The organism is Nocardioides psychrotolerans (genome assembly GCF_900113685.1).
Classification (GTDB): domain Bacteria; phylum Actinomycetota; class Actinomycetes; order Propionibacteriales; family Nocardioidaceae; genus Nocardioides; species Nocardioides psychrotolerans.
Map to the genome: position 1 here is coordinate 91,141 of NZ_FOQG01000006.1, position 16,959 is coordinate 108,099.

9 protein-coding genes are annotated in these 16,959 nt (G+C 70.4%); 6 read left to right on the top strand and 3 right to left on the bottom strand.

Annotation, left to right across the window (positions count from 1 at the left end):
* Positions 1–62 precede the first annotated feature (62 nt).
* The 4 genes from BM204_RS09110 to BM204_RS09125 all read left to right on the top strand — a co-directional run bounded on the left by BM204_RS09110 (position 63) and on the right by BM204_RS09125 (position 9,679).
* Positions 63–656 (top strand): PadR family transcriptional regulator, encoded by a 594-nt coding sequence (locus BM204_RS09110; RefSeq protein WP_091112309.1) that lies wholly within the window; start codon positions 63–65, stop codon positions 654–656.
* 69 nt (positions 657–725) lie between these two features.
* Positions 726–1,799 carry an inositol-3-phosphate synthase gene (locus BM204_RS09115; protein ID WP_091112311.1) on the top strand — a complete coding sequence of 358 codons (1,074 nt, stop codon included), beginning with the start codon at positions 726–728 and terminating at the stop codon, positions 1,797–1,799.
* A gap of 167 nt (positions 1,800–1,966) precedes the next feature.
* Positions 1,967–5,893 (top strand): PKD domain-containing protein, encoded by a 3,927-nt coding sequence (locus BM204_RS09120; RefSeq protein ID WP_091112313.1) that lies wholly within the window; start codon positions 1,967–1,969, stop codon positions 5,891–5,893.
* 219 nt (positions 5,894–6,112) lie between these two features.
* On the top strand, positions 6,113–9,679 hold the full coding sequence (locus tag BM204_RS09125) for a PKD domain-containing protein (RefSeq protein WP_170259277.1): 3,567 nt from the start codon (positions 6,113–6,115) through the stop codon (positions 9,677–9,679).
* Positions 9,680–9,851: 172 nt separating this feature from the next.
* Here BM204_RS09125 and BM204_RS09130 read toward each other — a convergent pair whose 3' ends face one another.
* The 3 genes from BM204_RS09130 to BM204_RS09140 all read right to left on the bottom strand — a co-directional run bounded on the left by BM204_RS09130 (position 9,852) and on the right by BM204_RS09140 (position 12,901).
* Entirely contained in the window at positions 9,852–10,331 is a 480-nt protein-coding gene (locus BM204_RS09130) for an SRPBCC family protein (RefSeq protein WP_091112319.1), read from the bottom strand.
* A 168-nt stretch (positions 10,332–10,499) separates the two neighbouring features.
* A complete protein-coding gene (locus tag BM204_RS09135) occupies positions 10,500–11,447 on the bottom strand; it encodes a 1-aminocyclopropane-1-carboxylate deaminase/D-cysteine desulfhydrase (RefSeq protein WP_091112641.1) in 948 nt (315 codons plus the stop codon).
* Entirely contained in the window at positions 11,444–12,901 is a 1,458-nt protein-coding gene (locus BM204_RS09140) for a CCA tRNA nucleotidyltransferase (protein ID WP_091112321.1), read from the bottom strand. Before BM204_RS09140 ends, BM204_RS09135 begins: the two co-directional genes overlap by 4 nt.
* 41 nt (positions 12,902–12,942) lie before the next feature.
* On the opposite strand from BM204_RS09140, the gene BM204_RS09145 reads away from it, so the two are divergent.
* Positions 12,943–15,261 (top strand): DUF6049 family protein, encoded by a 2,319-nt coding sequence (locus BM204_RS09145; RefSeq protein ID WP_091112323.1) that lies wholly within the window; start codon positions 12,943–12,945, stop codon positions 15,259–15,261.
* Complete coding sequence (gene murJ / locus BM204_RS09150) at positions 15,258–16,943, top strand: murein biosynthesis integral membrane protein MurJ (RefSeq protein WP_246166497.1); 1,686 nt, start codon at positions 15,258–15,260, stop codon at positions 16,941–16,943. The genes BM204_RS09145 and murJ overlap by 4 nt, the downstream gene beginning before the upstream one ends.
* Positions 16,944–16,959 lie beyond the last annotated feature (16 nt).

Genomic DNA, 16,959 nt, shown 5'->3' on the forward strand with positions numbered 1-16,959 from the left:
ACGTGACGCGCGCGATAGGTCCAGAATTCCTAGTTGCTGGATATATCGCTACGATAGGTTGCATGGCACGTCGTGGAGAGACCATCGAGCTGGCAGTCCTCGGACTGCTGCACGAGGGACCGATGCACGGCTACGAGCTGCGCAAGCGGCTCAACCTGATGCTCGGGTGGAGCCGGGTGCTGAGCTACGGCTCGCTCTACCCCGCGCTGAAGAAGATGCTCCGCGGTGCCCTCATCGAGGAGGTCACCACCCTGCCGACCCCCGGCGTCCCGGTCACCCGGCGGCCCCGGATCGTCTACCAGGTCACCGAGCTCGGCACCGCCGAGTTCACCCGACTGATGTCCGAGGTGGGTCCCACGGCGTGGGAGGACGACAACTTCGACATCCGCTTCGCGTTCTTCGGCAGCACCGACATGGAGATCCGGCTCCGGGTGCTCGAGGGTCGCCGCACGCGCCTGCAGGAGCGGCTCGACCGCGTGCAGTCGCAGCTGTCGATGACCCAGGCCGAGGTCGACCGCTACGCCGCCGAGCTCCAGCGCCACGGCGTCGAGTCGGTCGAGCGCGAGGTGCGCTGGCTCTCGGACCTGATCAACGCCGAGCGCAACCCCGAGCAGGTGGCCCTCCGACCGCCCACCGAGCAACCCCAGCAGCAGTAAGCGCAGCAGCACCGTCTCGCAGCAGCACCAGCACGGCCTCCAGAGAAGTCACCAGGAAGGAAACCCCTCATGGGTTCGGTACGAGTAGCAATCGTGGGAGTGGGCAACTGCGCCACTTCCCTGATCCAAGGCGTCGAGTATTACCGCAACGCCGACCCCGACGGGACCGTCCCCGGTCTGATGCACGTCATGTTCGGCGAATACCACGTCAAGGACGTGGAGTTCGTCGCTGCGTTCGACGTCGACGCCAAGAAGGTCGGGTTCGACCTCTCCGAGGCCACGCAGGCCTCCGAGAACAACACGATCAAGATCGCCGACGTGCCCCCGCTCGGCATCACCGTGCTGAAGGGCCCGACCCTCGACGGCCTCGGCAAGTACTATCGCGAGACCATCGAGGAGTCCGACGCCGACGCCGTCGACGTCGTCTCGGTGCTCAAGGAGTCCGGCGCCGACGTGATGGTGTCCTACCTCCCGGTGGGCTCCGAGAAGGCCGACAAGTTCTACGCGCAGTGCGCGATCGACGCCGGCGTCGCGTTCGTCAACGCGCTGCCCGTCTTCATCGCCTCCGACCCCGTGTGGGCCAAGAAGTTCGAGGACGCCGGCGTCCCGATCATCGGCGACGACATCAAGTCCCAGGTCGGCGCGACCATCACGCACCGCGTGATGGCCAAGCTGTTCGAGGACCGCGGCGTGGTGCTGGACCGCACCTACCAGCTCAACGTCGGCGGCAACATGGACTTCAAGAACATGCTCGAGCGCGACCGCCTGGAGTCCAAGAAGATCTCCAAGACCCAGGCCGTAACGTCCAACATCTCCCACGACCTCGGTGCCCGCAACGTGCACATCGGCCCCTCGGACTACGTCCAGTGGCTCGACGACCGCAAGTGGGCCTACGTGCGCCTCGAGGGTCGCGCGTTCGGTGACGTCCCGCTCAACCTCGAGTACAAGCTCGAGGTCTGGGACTCGCCCAACTCCGCCGGCATCATCATCGACGCCATCCGGGCCGCCAAGATCGCCAAGGACCGTGGCATCGGTGGCCCGATCATCTCCGCGTCGTCCTACCTGATGAAGTCGCCGCCGGTGCAGCTTCCCGATGACGAGGGTCGCCGTCGCGTCGAGGCCTTCATCAAGGGCGAGGAGTGAGCAGCGCCCTCCGCTGAGCCCAGCACGACCACGAAGCCCCGCCCGGCCACACCTGGCGGGGTTTCGTCGTCTCGGCGCGGTGGGCGAGGACCCCCGTAACTCACCTGAGCCCGACGTCGTTGTGCCACCGTCCGCGCCCGGTCCGGGCGCCATCTCGGAGGCCTCGCATGCATCCCATCACCCCAACCCGCCGGTCACGGCGGGCCACGGCCCTCATCGCCACCGGCGCCGTCGCCCTCGCAGGGCTTGCCGCCCTCGCGGGGACCGCTGCTGCCGTCGCGCCGGCCAGTGTCGGTCCCGCCCTCGGCGCCCCCTCGGGCGCCATCGCCGCCCCCCCGGGCGAGGGGACGCTCGGCACGGTGCGGGTCGAGAACTCGTTCGTGTCCTCCGTCGGCTGGGTCAAGCCCGGTGAGACCTACCCCTCGCGCGTCGTCCTGACCAACACCGGCACCGCGCCCGTGCTGAACGCCGCCGTCACCGTGGCCTCCCCGCGAGGCACCACGATCGTCGGTGCCCGTCCGCCCGCAGGCTCCACCGCGAGCGTGCCCGGCGGTGGCACCGACAGCCTCACCTGGACGGTGCCGACGATCCCGGCCGGCACGGCGAACGCCCCGTCGGTGCTCACCCTCGTGCTGGAGCACACGGCCGACACCTTGGCGCAGGAGCCCACCCTGGTGTGGCGCGATCTGTCGAGCAGGGCCACGTTGACCACCGGCACCTCCTCATCGTCCGTGTCGGCCACCAGCCACGGACCCAAGGTCATCCCACCCAACGAGATCTACGAGACGGCGCGCTACGGCGACCGCCCCTTCCCCGTGGTCCCGGTGCAGTACACCGACCGTGCCTACCAGGCCGACAACAGCGGCGAGGAGCTGGAGAAGGTCATCAACGACCCCGCCTACCCGGGATCGACCTTCAACCTCTTCCAGGAGATGTCGCTGGGTCAGCTCTTCCCCGAGGGGACCGTGCCCTCGGCCGGCAAGGCCACCGCGGACTTCCCCGCCGGGATCTCCGAGGAGTTCACCGGCGTCGAGGCAGGCCAGACCTGCACGGGTGGCGTCACCTTCGCCGACTCGCCCGCACCGGCCGAGGGCACCCCCCTCTATCCCGAGCGGATCACCGAGGGCGTCTACAACCTGCCGGGCAACACCGAGTACTACGGCGCGGACGCCAACGGCTCGGCCCTCGTCGGCGCACTGGCGGGCGTCGGCTCCTTGCAGAACATCGACTCCGGTTGCGGGTCGGCCGGCAAGCTCGTCTACGACGCTGCCGTGATCGCGGACCCCGAGATCGACTACTCCGACTACGACACCGACAAGGACGGCGTCGTCGACTTCTTCATGGCCGTCTTCGCCGGTTGTGGCGGCAACGGCGCCTCGCAGCTCAGCGTCGCCGGCTGCGAATACACCGACCGGCCCTACGACAACGTCTGGCCGCACTCCTCGTCGCTGGAGTTCTACTACACCGACCCGACCACCGGGCTCACGGGCTACACCACCGACGACCAGCTCAAGGACCTCGAGGGTCGCCGGCTCTGGTACACCGACACCACCCGCACGGACATGACCACGACCGACAAGGGCGACGCCCTCAAGGTCTTCGTGCGCGTGGGTCCCTACAACGTCAACCCCGAGACCGCGATCGACGCTGCCAGCGTCATCAGCCACGAGTACGGCCACTCGCTCGGACTGCCCGACTTCTACTCCACGGGCAGCCGGGAGACCTACGGCGACTGGAACCTCATGGCGACCGACAAGTCGCAGAACATGGACGCCTTCTCGCGCCAGGAGCTCGGCTGGGTCGTGCCGCAGGTGCTGGACTCGTCGAGGGCCGTGACGGGGTGGAAGGACAGCAAGCAGGACACCGACTCGATCACCTGGACCACCGCGGACGGCACGCCCTACACGCTCACCGAGGGCGCGGACGGCCGTGTGCAGAACTCCCAGATGTACGTCGCGAAGCTGCCCGGGCGCCAGCTGCTGGATGCCAAGGTCTTCGACTCCGGCGACAAGGCCTCCAAGACGCACGCGTGGTGGTCGGGCTCGGGCAACGACTTCGGCTGCGCTCCCGCGGCGGGACGCAACCTCGACGTCGCGCTGCCCCAGCTGGCCGCGCTGCCCACCGGCAGCACGGTCACGCTGAGCCTGAAGTCCTGGTGGGACATCGAGTGGGACTACGACTACGGCTACGTCCTCACCACGGTCGACGGTGGGAAGAACTACACCTCCAACGCCTCGGAGAAGGGCTACACCACGTCCAACACCGACCCGCTGGCCGGCAACCCCAACCAGAACACCTGCCAGGCGGCGTACGACAACGGCCTGACGGGGACCAGCGGCAGCTACCAGGCCGGCTCGGAGGCCGTCGACCGCAAGGCCGGCAACACCCCTGACGCGGTCTTCCTCGCGGACGAGTACGACATCAGCGAGCTCGCCGGCAAGAAGGACGGGGCGCTGCGCTTCTCCTACGCCACGGACCCCGGTCTCGCCCGCCCGGGATGGTTCATCGACGACCTCAAGATCACGGTCACCGAGCCGGGGAAGCCGGCCTACGACGTGCTGGTCACCGACCTGGAGGCCGACGGCGACCCCGGTGACCCCCGGTTCTACAACGGCGGCTGCAAGGAGGACCTGACCACGGCGCAGCGCTGCACCCTGGGCTGGAAGTACCTCCGGGCCGGTGCTGCCTCCGAGCAGGACCATGCCTACTACCTCGAGATGCGTGACCGGTCCGGCTTCGACTTCGACGGCCTGGGACAGGCCGACCGGGGTGCCCCCGCCTTCGAGGCCGGCCTCTCGCTGGTCTACACCGACGAGGCGCACGGCTACGGCAACGCCGGCACCGACGACCCGCCGGCGCAGTCACCGCTCGACTCGGTCCCCCAGCCCGGCAGCAGCACGCCGAACCTGAACGACGCGGCCTTCAAGGCCGGGGGTGCGCGCTCGACGTTCAGCGACGCCAAGACCAAGCCGCACGTGGACAACTACGAGGACCCGTCGACGACGTCGGGCAACTGGGAGTTCGCCTACGACTGCCTGGGACTCAAGGTCGACCGCATGGCTGGGGACGACGCGGCCGCGGTCGGCAACCTGACCGGCGACGTCACCTTCACCATGGGATCGGGCTGCGGCGAGTTCAACTACGGCTACGTCGCCGACCCCCCGTCCCCGCCCAACACGGCACCCACGGCCAGGGCCACCGCCACCCCCGCCACCGTCGCCGCAGGCGAGCAGGTGACGCTCTCCGCGCTCGGGTCCACGGACGCCGAGACGCCCGACGCGCTGGACTTCAGCTGGGACCTCGGCAACGGCGGCACCGACAAGGACGCCGTCGGTCGCGTCGTCCGCGCCACCTACACCGGCCCGGGCACCAAGACCGCGAGGGTCACCGTCACCGACCCCCAGGGACTGACCTCGACCGCCACGGTCGCCATCACCGTCACACCGGACGCTCCGGGCAACCAGGCGCCCGACGCCCGGATGCAGATCAACCCGAAGCAGTCCTACGTCTCCACCCGGATGACCTTGTCGGGCCTGGCATCGAGCGACGCCGAGACGTCGAGCGAGGACCTCTCCTACGCCTGGGACTTCGGTGACGGTGGTGTCAACGTGGACGCCACGAGCGCCACGGTGCGCACCACGTTCACGAGGGCCGGCTACCGCACGGTCCGCCTCACCGTCACCGACGCGGCCGGTCGCTCCGACACGGCCACGCAGCGGGTGCTGGTCCGCCGGGCCACCGGCTGCTGGTCGCGATCCGTCGAGCACTCGGGCAGCTGGCGCAGGGTCTCCACGCCCCGGGCCTCCCAGGGTGACTACTGCGACAATCTGGGCAAGGGCAAGGGACCCGACGTCCTGCGCACCACCTTCCGGGGACCGCAGGTCGACGTGTTCCACGGCCGGGCCGCCGGTGGCGGCAGCGCGATCGTCTACATCGACGGCAAGCGTCGGGGGACGGTCAGCTTCGCCGGCTCCGGCAGCCGACCCGTCCTGCGTCACCACGAGGTCTTCCGAGGCCTGGGCGAGGGCAGCCACACGCTGCGCCTGGTCGCCACCGGTCGCGCGTGGATGGAGGGCTTCATCACCATCCGCTGACGCCTGACGGCCTGCGCCTGACCCGGACCCGCTCGAGATCCTCGGGCGGGTCCGGCATGTCCGGCCGCCGTACGACGTCCGGGTGCGGCCTCCCCCAGACGGGGGATCTGTCGCCAACCACACCAAAGGCCGGACGTAACCCCGTCCGACACCGCATCGTTGGGTCCCCGACCGCCGCGCCACCGCGCGGCGCACGACCCAAGGACCACCATGACCCCCGTGCGCGCTCGTCGCCTCCGGACAGCAGCGGTCACCACCGCCTTGCTGGCCGGGCTCGCGACACCCGTCGTCCTCTCCCCCACCTCCTCGGGGGCCTCCCCTGCCGTGGACAGGCCTGCCCCTGGTGCGACGTTCGGGGCCAGGCTCCTGAGCGTGGCCTTCGACGGCCAGGCCTCGACGATCGACCCCGGGGAGCCGTTCACGGTCTCCGGCACGGTCGGCAAGGTCACCGAGGGGGTCGTGGGTCGTCTCGGCGCCGGTGTCCCTGCGAGCTTCACCCTGGCGGTCACCGACGCCGAGGGCTCGCTCCTCGGGACCCAGGACGTCACCGCCGACGACGACGGCTCGTTCACGACCACGGTCCCCGGCGAGCTCACCGCGGGCCTGGCGGGAGCCGAGGACCTGAGCCTGGCCCTGCGCGCCCTCGACGCGTCGTACGCCGGGTTCGCGGCCGCCGAGGCCGGCTCGGCGCCGATCGCGGTGCGCGGCACGACCCAGCGCCTCAAGATCACCAACAGCTTCGTCTCCTCGGTCGGGTGGGTGAAGCCGGGCGCGCGCTACCCGTCGCGGATCCTGGTCACCAACCCGACGTCGAAGGCCATCTCCGGCGCCGTCGTCACGGTCCGCGCCCCGAAGGGCACGACCTTCCGCAGCGCTGGCGGTGCGGGCACCCGCACCGTCAAGCCCACGCAGATCACCTGGCGGCTCAAGCCGGTCGCGGCCAAGAAGACCTCCGTCCTGGTCATCGAGAGCCGCTCGGCGACGCTGAAGGCGCTGCCGACGCTCATCTGGCGCGACCTGTCGACCACGGCCACGCTGGTCTCGAAGGGCAAGCGCTCGACGGTCAAGAGCCACGGCCCCAAGGTCATCCCGCCCGCGGAGGTCTACGACACCGCGCGCTACGGCGACCGCCCGTTCCCCGTCGTGCCGGTGCAGTACACCGACCGCACCTACACCGCCGGCCACTCCGGCGGCGACCTCGCCAAGGTCATCAACGCGAAGTCCTTCAAGGGCTCGACGTTCAACCTCTTCCAGGAGATGTCGCTGGGCCAGCTCTACCCCAACGGCACCGTCCCCTCGGCCGGCATCCCGACCGCCGACTTCGACTACGCACCGGGCTTCGACTTCCAGCAGACCGACCCGACCACGCTCAACACCTGCACCGGCGTCACCTTCGGTGACTCCCCGATCCCGGCGGAGGGCACCGCGCTCTACCCCGAGCGGATCACCAACGGCGTCTACAACCTGCCCGGCCAGACCCAGTGGTACGGCGCGGACGCCAACGGCTCCGCCGTCGTTGGCGCCCTCGGCGGGGTCGCCACACTGCAGCAGATCGACTCGGGCTGCGGGCCCACCGGCAAGCTCGTCGCCGACGCCGTCGCCGTGTCCGACCCGGAGATCGACTACTCCGACTTCGACACCGACAAGGACGGCGTCGTCGACTTCTTCATGGCCGTCTTTGCCGGCTGCGGCGGCAACGGCGCCTCCCAGCTCGGGGTCTGCTCCGACGCCCCCAGTGACGCCGCGCCCTACGACAACATCTGGCCGCACAGCTCCTCGCTGGAGTTCTACCTCAACGACCCGGTCACCGGCCTGCCCGGTTACACGACCGACGACCAGCTGAAGAACCTCGAGGGCAAGCCGCTCTTCTACACCAGCAAGAGCTACTCGACGATGACCACCAAGAAGACGCCCTTCAAGGTGTTCGTCCGCGTCGGTCCCTACAACCTCAACCCCGAGACCGCCCTCGACAAGGCCTCGGTCATCTCGCACGAGTACGGCCACTCACTCGGCCTGCCGGACTTCTACTCCCTCGGCGGCCGCGAGACCTACGGCGACTGGAACCTCATGGCGACCGACAAGTCGCAGAACATGGACGGCTTCTCGCGCCAGGAGCTGGGCTGGGTCGTGCCGGAGGTCCTGACCAGGGGCACCCGCACGATCAAGAACATCCCCGACTCCAAGCAGGACACTGGCGTCATCCGGTGGAAGACCGCGGCGGGCAAGAGCTACACGCTCAAGCGCGGACGTGACGGCATCGTGCACAACGCGCGGATGTACGTCGCCAAGCTCCCCGGCCGCCAGCTGCTCGACCCGAAGGTGTTCGCCTCCGGCGACACCGCCACCAAGAAGCACGCGTGGTTCAGCGGCTCCGGCAACGACTTCGGCTGTGCGACCGACGGGGGTGGGCGCAACCTCGACTTCGCCCTCCCGGCGCTGTCCAAGGTCCCGGCCGGCACCGACGTCACCGTCTCCTTCAAGTCCTACTGGGACATCGAGTGGGACTACGACTACGGCTACGTGTTGAGCTCCCAGGACGGCAAGGCCTTCGCCTCCCACACCTCGGAGAACGGCTACACGACCTCCAACACCGACCCGCTCGCCGGCAACCCCAACCAGAACGGCTGCCAGGCGGGCTACGACAACGGGATCACCGGCACCTCGGGCTCCTACCAGGCCGGCACCGAGGCGCTCGACCGCAAGGCCGGCAACACCCCGGCCCCCATCTTCGTCTCCGACACCTATGACGTCTCCGACCTGGCCGGCGCCAAGACCCCGGTGCTGCGGTTCAGCTACAGCACCGACCCCGGGCTGGCGCGTCCCGGCTGGTTCATCGACGACATCGTGGTGAAGGCGGGCTCGAAGGTGATCTACCGCTCCGACTTCGAGAAGAGCGGCTCGCCCGACGACCCGTTCGTCTTCAACGGTGGCTGCCAGTCCGACAACCCGGGTGGCGACTGCACCAAGGGCTGGCAGTACGTGAAGGCCGGCGCCGAGGCGGAGTTCGACCACGCCTACTACCTCGAGCTGCGGGATCGCTCCGGCTTCGACCTCGACGGCGAGGGCCAGATCGACCGCGACCCGATCGGCTTCCAGCCGGGCCTGTCGCTGCTCTACACCGACGAGGCGCACGGCTACGGCAACGCCGGCACCGACGACCCGCCGGCCCAGTCGCCGCTGGATGCCCGGCCCGAGCCCGGCAGCACCACACCCGACCTGAACGACGCCTCGTTCACGGCTGCCTCGGGCCGCCGGGTGTTCTCCGACTTCGGCCGGGGCCACACCGACAACTACATCGACCCGGCCAACTCCTCGGTCGACCCGCGCTTCTCCGGCGTCGCCAACCCGTGGCGCTTCCAGCACGACTGCCTGAGCTTCAAGGTGCTCTCGATGAAGGGAGCCACCAACGGGCCGACGGTCTCCGACGGCGACCTCACCGGCACGGTGCGCTTCACCGTCGGCACGGGCTGCGGGGTGTTCAACTACGGCTACGGCGTTCCCGCCACCCCGAAGAACACGCGCCCGACGGCTCGGATCGCCGCCTCGCGCACGACCGTGCCGGCCGGCACCGAGGTGTCGTTCGACGCCTCGAAGAGCAGTGACAAGGAGACGCCGCGCAAGCTCGACTACGTGTGGAGCTGGGACAACGGCGGCGCCCTCAAGGACGCGGTGGGGGTCAAGGCCAGCCACACGTTCGACGACCCGGGCACCTACCGGGTCCGACTGCGCGTGAGCGACCCGCAGGGACGGTTCCACATCGCGGCCTTCACGGTGACGGTGACCTGACCCGACGTACGCCTCTCGTGGCGAAGGCCCTCCCGTGTGCTGCGGGAGGGCCTTCGTCGTGCTGCGGGGGCCTGGTCGGGGGCGACATGTAACACGTCGTCTGCTCATCTAGGAGCCCGCTGCAACGGTCTCGTAGATACGGAGACGACGTGTTACATGTGTTCGGCCGCGCTCAGGCGGCGCGGGCGGCCTCGGCCTCGGTCTTGAGGGCGGCGAGCGTCTCGGCCATGCCGGTGCGCAGCTCCGCGGTGAACTTCGGGACCCCGCCAAGGACGTACTTGGTCAGGTTGAGCGAGACCCCCGAGATGCCGTCGGGCGTCTCGCGACGGTGCGTGAGGGTCGTGCCGCCGGTCGCGGTGGGGGCGAGCTGGAAGGACCAGATCGTCTTGTTCTCCGCGATCCGGAAGGCGAAGTCCTCGTGCGGGGTGAAGCGCACGACCTTGCCCTTCGTCGGCCAGAAGAGCAGACCCTTGCGATTGAGGTTGGAGAACCTCGCCCCCTGGGTGACCGCACCTCCCTTGACCGTGGTCCGCACCACCTGGGGGCTGCGCGCGGACATCGCGGCCAGGTCCGTGACGAGGGCCCAGACCTGGGCGGGAGGGGCGTCGATCTCGATCGAGGCCTCGAGCTGGGCGTGCTGGGTGTCTGCCATCCCGGCAACCTACCGTCGGTATGTGGGCCGCGTCAGTGTGATCGTCGCCACTCCTGACCTCAGGGGGGCGAGGCGGTCGGCACCGGGCGGTCCCGTCGTGTGTCCGAGGCAGCGCCTCGGGACGCTCAGCGGCACACGACTGTCGCGCGTCACCACCGTTCCGCCGTCTCAGCGGGGCCCGTGGGTGTTGAGCCAGAGCACCGGGCCGGGGAGCGCGGAGCCGAGCGAGCGGACGGCGGCGAGGGCCTTGCCGGTGTAGACCGGCTCGAGCTCGAGGCCCGTCGCGGCGGCCCGGTCGACCTCGGCGACGGAGGCCGGGGTGGGGTCGCCGTACGTCGCGCCGAGCCAGTCCGGCCGCAGGTCGAAGTCGTCGGGTGTCAGGTCGGGCACCTGCGTCATCCCCCGCTCGCGCAGGAGCGCCGAGGTCTTACCGGCCAGCCGGGCCATCGCGGCCGCGTCGAGGGGGAGCATGTCGTTGACGACCACGCCGAGCACCCGCGTGCGCAGCCCGGCCGCCCGGAAGCCCAGGGTCAGGCCCGTCACGGTCCCGCCCGACCCGACGGGCACGACCATCGTGGCCGGCTCGGGCAGGTCGCCCGAGGCGACCTGCGCGGCGATCTCGAGCGCGACGTCGACGTAGCCGAGCGTGCCGAAGGCGTTGGAGCCACCGGCCGGGAGGTACCACGGCCGGTGCCGGGCCAGGATCCACGGCGCAGCGAGCTTGAGCCGGAGGGTGGAGGGGAAGCGGTAGAGCCGGGCGCCGGAGGCCTGCAGCCGCGCCAGCTGGTCGCGCACGTGGTCGTCGACAGGTTGGTCGACCAGGCCGAGCACCGTGCGCAGGCCGTGGTCTCGACCGTAGAGGGCGCACGCCAGCCCCCAGTGCGTGCCGATCCCCCCGACCGTGAAGAGCGTCGAGGTGCCGCGCTGCTGGGCCTCCGGGATGATCCACTCCAGCTTGCGGACCTTGTTGCCACCCCACGCGCCGTCGCCGAACGCAGCCTCGTCCTTGAGCCACACCTCGGTGTCGAAGCCGAGCTCGAGCGGCCGCACCGGCGTCGGCGTGGAGCCGAGCGCCACGAAGCCCAGCCCCGGACAACGCTCGGCGAGCAGCCTCACGACGAGGGCACCCGCCCGGCCCACCAGGCCAGCAGCGCCTGACGTGCCTGCTCCTCGCTCATGGGGCCGTCGTCCATCCGCACCTCCAGGAGATGCTGGTAGGCCAGGCCGACCTCGCGGCCGGGGCCGATCTCGAGGATCTCCATGATCTGGTTGCCGTCGAGGTCGGGCCGGATCGAGTCCAGCTCCTCCTGCTCACGCAGTCGCGCGATGCGCTCCTCGAGCCCGTCATAGGTACGACGGAGTCGGTCGGCCTTGCGCTGGTTGCGGGTGGTGCAGTCGGCGCGCGTGAGCACGTGCAGCCGCTCCAGCTGGTCGCCGGCGTCGCGCACGTAGCGTCGTACGGCGGAGTCGGTCCACTCGCCGTTGCCGTAGCCGTGGAAGCGCAGGTGCAGCTCGACCAGCTTGCTGACCGCGGCGGTCTCGTCGTTGGAGAACTTCAGCGCCTTCATCCGCTTGCGGGTGATCTTGGCGCCCACGACGTCGTGGTGGTGGAAGGTGACCGTGCCGTCGTCGACGAACGTGCGCGTGCGCGGCTTGCCGACGTCGTGCATCAGCGCGGCGAAGCGGGAGACGAAGTCAGGCTCCCCACCGAGGCGGGGCTCGAGGTCGATGGCCTGCTCGAGCACGGTCAGGGTGTGCTCGTAGACGTCCTTGTGACGGTGGTGCTCGTCGCGCTCCAGGGCGAGGGCAGGCAGCTCGGGCAGCACCCGCTGCGCCAGCCCGGTCTCGACGAGGAGCGACAGGCCGAGGCGCGGGTGAGGTGCGCAGACCAGCTTGACCAGCTCGTCGCGCACCCGCTCGGCCGAGATGATCTCGATCCGGTCGGCCATCGCGGTCATGGCGGCGACCACGGCCGGGTCGACCGTGAAGCCCAGCTGGGCGGCGAAGCGGGCGGCCCGCATCATCCGCAGCGGGTCGTCGGAGAAGGAGTCCTCGGGCCGACCCGGCGTGCGCAGCACCCGGTGGGCCAGGTCGACCACGCCACCGAAGGGGTCCTCGACGACCCGGCCGGGCACCATCACTGCCATCGCGTTGACGGTGAAGTCGCGCCGGCCCAGGTCACCGGCCAGCGAGTCGCCGAAATCGACGTCGGGCTTGCGGGAGGCGACGTCATAGACCTCCGAGCGGTAGGTCGTGACCTCGACGATCCAGTCCCCCTTGCGGCAGCCGATGGTGCCGAAGTCGCGGCCCATGTCCCAGGTCGCGTCGCCCCAGGCCTGGAGCAGCCGCTCGGTGTCGTCGGGGTGCGCGGAGGTCGCGAAGTCCAGGTCGTTGTGCCGACGGCCGAGCATCGCGTCGCGGACAGGTCCACCCACCAGGGCGAGCTCGTGTCCAGCGTCGTTGAAGACGCGACCGAGGTCGTCGATGACCGGCGCGATCCGGTCCAGCTCCGTCTCGACGGCGCGCTGGACCTCGACGATGCTCAGGGTCTGGAACGAGGCGTCGGGCACGGCCGACGAGTCTAGGCGCTCAGGGCCGATAGGCTCGCGTCGTGGTCCGGTCTCCCTCGTTTCGTCGCGCCCTGGGCGCAGCGATCGGGACGCTGCCACTGCTGACCGGCCTGGCGCTGGGCGCGCCACCGGCCTCCGCGGCCCCGGCCGCACCTGCTGCACCCGCGCCGACCTCACCCGCGCCGACCTCACCCGCGCCGATCCGCACCCTCGAGCCGTTGTCGATCGAGCTAGGCACCATCTCGCCGTCGGCCGTGCCCCGGAAGGGCCCGATCCGGATCACCGGCACCATCACCAACATCGACATCGAGACCTGGTCAACGATCAACCTCTACCCCTTCATCGGGGACCAGCCGATGACGAGTGCCGACGAGCTGGCGGCGGCCGCGAAGGTCCCGGTCAACCAGGAGGTCGGGGGCCGGATCACCGACTCCGGCCCCCTCGCCACGGTCGAGGAGCTCGCGCCGGGTGACTCTTTCTTCTTCAGCCTCACGGTGCCCCGGTCCTCCTACTCCGTCGGCCGTCGCGGCGTCTACTGGTTCGGTGTGCACGCGCTGGGCGAGGGCCCGGTCCCGCGCGACACCGTGGCCGACGGGCGGGCCCGCACCTTCCTGCCCTACGTGCCGGCCAACGTCGAGGGTTCCATCGAGACCGGGATCGTCCTCCCCCTGCGCCGCTACATCGCCCACGAGGCCGACGGGGCGATCGCCAACACCGACGACTGGGTCCGCACCCTCGAGGACGGCGGACGCATGCGAGGACTGGTCGACCTCGGCGTCGCCGCCGACGACCAGGAGGTGACCTGGCTGATCGACCCCGCGCTGCTCGACGCCGTGAGGCGCCTCGCGGCCGGCAACCCGGCCCGCTCGCTGTCCCCCACCCAGCCGGCCGACCCGGACGACCCGGATCCGGGCGACCCCGACCTCACGAGCTCGCCCAGCCCGGCCGCCACGACCATCCCGACGAGCCCGGCGGACCCGGCCGACCCGGCCGACCCGGCCGACCCGACCGATGAGCCGGGCGGCGACCCGGCCGAGGAACCCAGCGACCTGCTCGACCCCGAGGCCGCTGCCCTGGCCGAGACCGCGAGCGACTGGCTGGGCGACCTCGAGGCAGCTGTCGGGGGCGACCAGGTCCTGACGCTCCCCTACGGCGACGTCGACGTCGCGGCCAGCGCGCAGCACGACCAGGGCCTCTACGAGCTCGCGGTGTCCCGCACGAGTGCCCTGCTCGAGTCGTGGGGCGTGTCCACCACGCCGGGGATCGGCTCCCCCAGCGGTTTCATGGACGCCTCCGGCATCACCATGGCCACGCCCGACTCCACCATCTTGGTCACCGACCGGATGTTCGACGCCGATCCGCCCGCGGTCGCGGAGTCGGACGGGCACCGGCTCACCGTGACCTCCACCGGAGCGGCCTCCGGCGGCCCCCTCCCCGGCGAGCGCCTCTCGGCGATCGGGCTGCGCCAGCGGCTCCTCAGCGAGGCGGCCGTGCGGGTGCTGCAGGACGAGGACCAGCCCCTGGTGATGATGCTGCCCGTCGAGTGGAACCCCGACGACGTCAACGTCTTCTTCGACGGGCTCTCCGCCGACTGGCTCGACCTCAGCACGGTCTCCGACGCCACCGACCAACCGGCGGAGCCGGTCGACGCTGCCGAGCTCACCTATCCCGAGCGTCAGGCGGAGCGAGAGCTCGACGAGCGCTCCTTCGCCGCTGTCGAGGGGCTCATCACCGCCGGCGAGAAGCTCCAGAACCTGCTCACCCGCAACGACCAGGTCGCCTCGGCCATCACCGACCAGGCCCTCAGCAGCGCGTCGTACGCCGCCCGCGAGGCACCACGCTCGACGCGCCAGGCCGTCGGCGCCTCACGCACCTGGATCGAGGCCCGCCTCGGCTCGGTCGAGGTCGACGCCCCGCCGGGGGTCACCCTGTCGGGTGCCAGCGGCAACTTCGCCGCGACCCTGACCAACGCTCTCGACGAGCCCGTCACGGTGGTCGTCGCCGCACGGAGCGACGCCGGCATCGTCGTCTCGGACTCTGAGGAGATCCAGCTGGCCCCCGACAGCCAGACCACGATCCTGCTCGAGGTCCGGACCCTGCGGCTGGGGGTCCACAGCGTCACCCTCTTCGTCACCGACACCGACGGGCGGCGTCTCGGCTCCTCCGACGAGCTGCCGATCCGCTCCGGCCAGGTCAGCACCATCATCTGGGTGGTCATCGCCTTCGGCGCCGGTATCTCGTTCCTCGCCATCGGGGTGCGGCTGGTGCGGCGCTTCCGGCACCGCCACGACCCTGAGACCAACGACCCGGAGACCAACGACCCCGAGACCCACCACCCCGAGCCCGGCGTGCCGACGTGAGCGCGCCCGACGAGGCGTCCCCGGAGACCCGGGCGGCCGAGGACCAGAAGGTCCTCGCCTCCAGCGCGATCATGGCGGCCGGCACCGTGGTTTCCCGGCTGAGCGGGTTCGTGCGCTCCACGCTGCTGGTCGCCGCCCTGGGCGTCTCGCTGCACGCCGACATCTTCACGATCGCCAACACCATCCCGACCATGCTCTACATCCTGCTGGCCGGCGGCGTCTTCAACGCCGTGCTCGTGCCGCAGCTGGTGCGGGCCATGCAGAACGACCAGGACGGCGGCGAGGCCTACACCAACCGGGTCATCACCCTCGCCGCGCTGTTCCTCGGGGTCGTCACGGTGATCCTGGTCGTCGCGGCCCCGTTGGTGATGGACCTGGTCCTCAGCGACCAGTACTCCACCGCCGACCTCGCCGAGCAACGGCAGTCGGCCATCGACTTCGCCCGCTACTGCCTGCCCCAGGTCTTCTTCTACGGGATGTTCGTGCTGGTCGGGCAGATCCTCAACTCCCGGGGCCGTTTCGGGCCGATGATGTGGGCGCCGATCGCCAACAACGTGCTCGCAGTGACGGTGCTGGTCGTCTACCTCGTGGTCTACGGCGCGGCCCAGGGCGCGGAGAAGGTCGGTCCGTTCACCGCCGACCAGGAGCTGTTGCTGGGCCTCGGGTCGACCCTGGGCATCGCCGCACAGCTGGTCATCCTGCTGCCCTACCTCCGCAAGGCCGGCTTCACCTACCGACCGCGCTTCGACTTCCGGAACGCCGGACTGGGCCACACCCTGCGCCTGGGCGTCTGGACGGTGCTCTTCGTCATCGCCAACCAGGTCGCCTACGTCGTGGTGGTCAACCTCGCCAGCAGCGGCACCGCCTCGGGCGGAGAGGGCACCGGCATCACGATCTATTCCTCGGCCTTCCTGATCATGATGGTGCCCCACTCGATCATCACGGTGTCGCTCGCCACCGCGATCCTGCCCGGGTTGTCGGCCCGCGCCGCCGCCCAGGACCTCGCCGGTCTCGCCTCGTCGCTCACCACCACGCTGCGCACCGCACTCGCCGTGGTGGTGCCGTTCGCGGCACTGATGCCGGTGATCGCCCTCGACGTGGCCAACGTGGTCTGGGGCCACGGCGCCGGTGCCGACGACTTCCCTCGCTACGTGCCGTCGCTGGCTCTCTTCGGCGGTGGACTGGTCTTCTTCACCGTCCATTACCTCGTCCTGCGTGGCTTCTACGCGCTGGAGGAGACGCGCACCGTCTTCCTCATCCAGGTCGCGGTCGCCACCACCAACATCGTCGCCGCCGTCGTCCTCGTGGGCCGCACCAGCCTCGAGCAGACCTCGCCGGCCCTGGTCCTCGCCTACACCGCGGCGTACGCCGTGGGCTCGGCCATCTCCTACACCGTCCTGCGAGCGCGGCTCGGCGGCCTCGAGAGCCCCCGCCTCCTGCGCTTCCTCGTGCGCCTGGTCATCGCCGTGGCCCTCTCGACCGCCGTGGCCGGCCTGCTCGCGCTGGGCCTGCACACACTCACCGAGGAGCCCCCGTGGCCGGTCGCCGCGCTGCGGGCCGGGCTGGTGACGGCCGTGGACGTCGTCCTCTTCGTGCTGCTGGCCCGCCTGATGCGCCTGCGCGAGGTGACCTCGGTCATCGACACGGTGACGAGCAGGCTCGGTCGCGCACGGCGATCGTGAACTGCTCCTACGATGG

Bases quoted from the DNA above. Each gene is read 5' to 3' on its own strand.
- BM204_RS09110 (WP_091112309.1), top strand. From the start codon at position 63: ATGGCACGTCGTGGAGAGACCATCGAGCTGGCAGTCCTCGGACTGCTG.
- BM204_RS09115 (WP_091112311.1), top strand. From the start codon at position 726: ATGGGTTCGGTACGAGTAGCAATCGTGGGAGTGGGCAACTGCGCCACT.
- BM204_RS09120 (WP_091112313.1), top strand. From the start codon at position 1,967: ATGCATCCCATCACCCCAACCCGCCGGTCACGGCGGGCCACGGCCCTC.
- BM204_RS09130 (WP_091112319.1), bottom strand. From the start codon at position 10,331: ATGGCAGACACCCAGCACGCCCAGCTCGAGGCCTCGATCGAGATCGAC.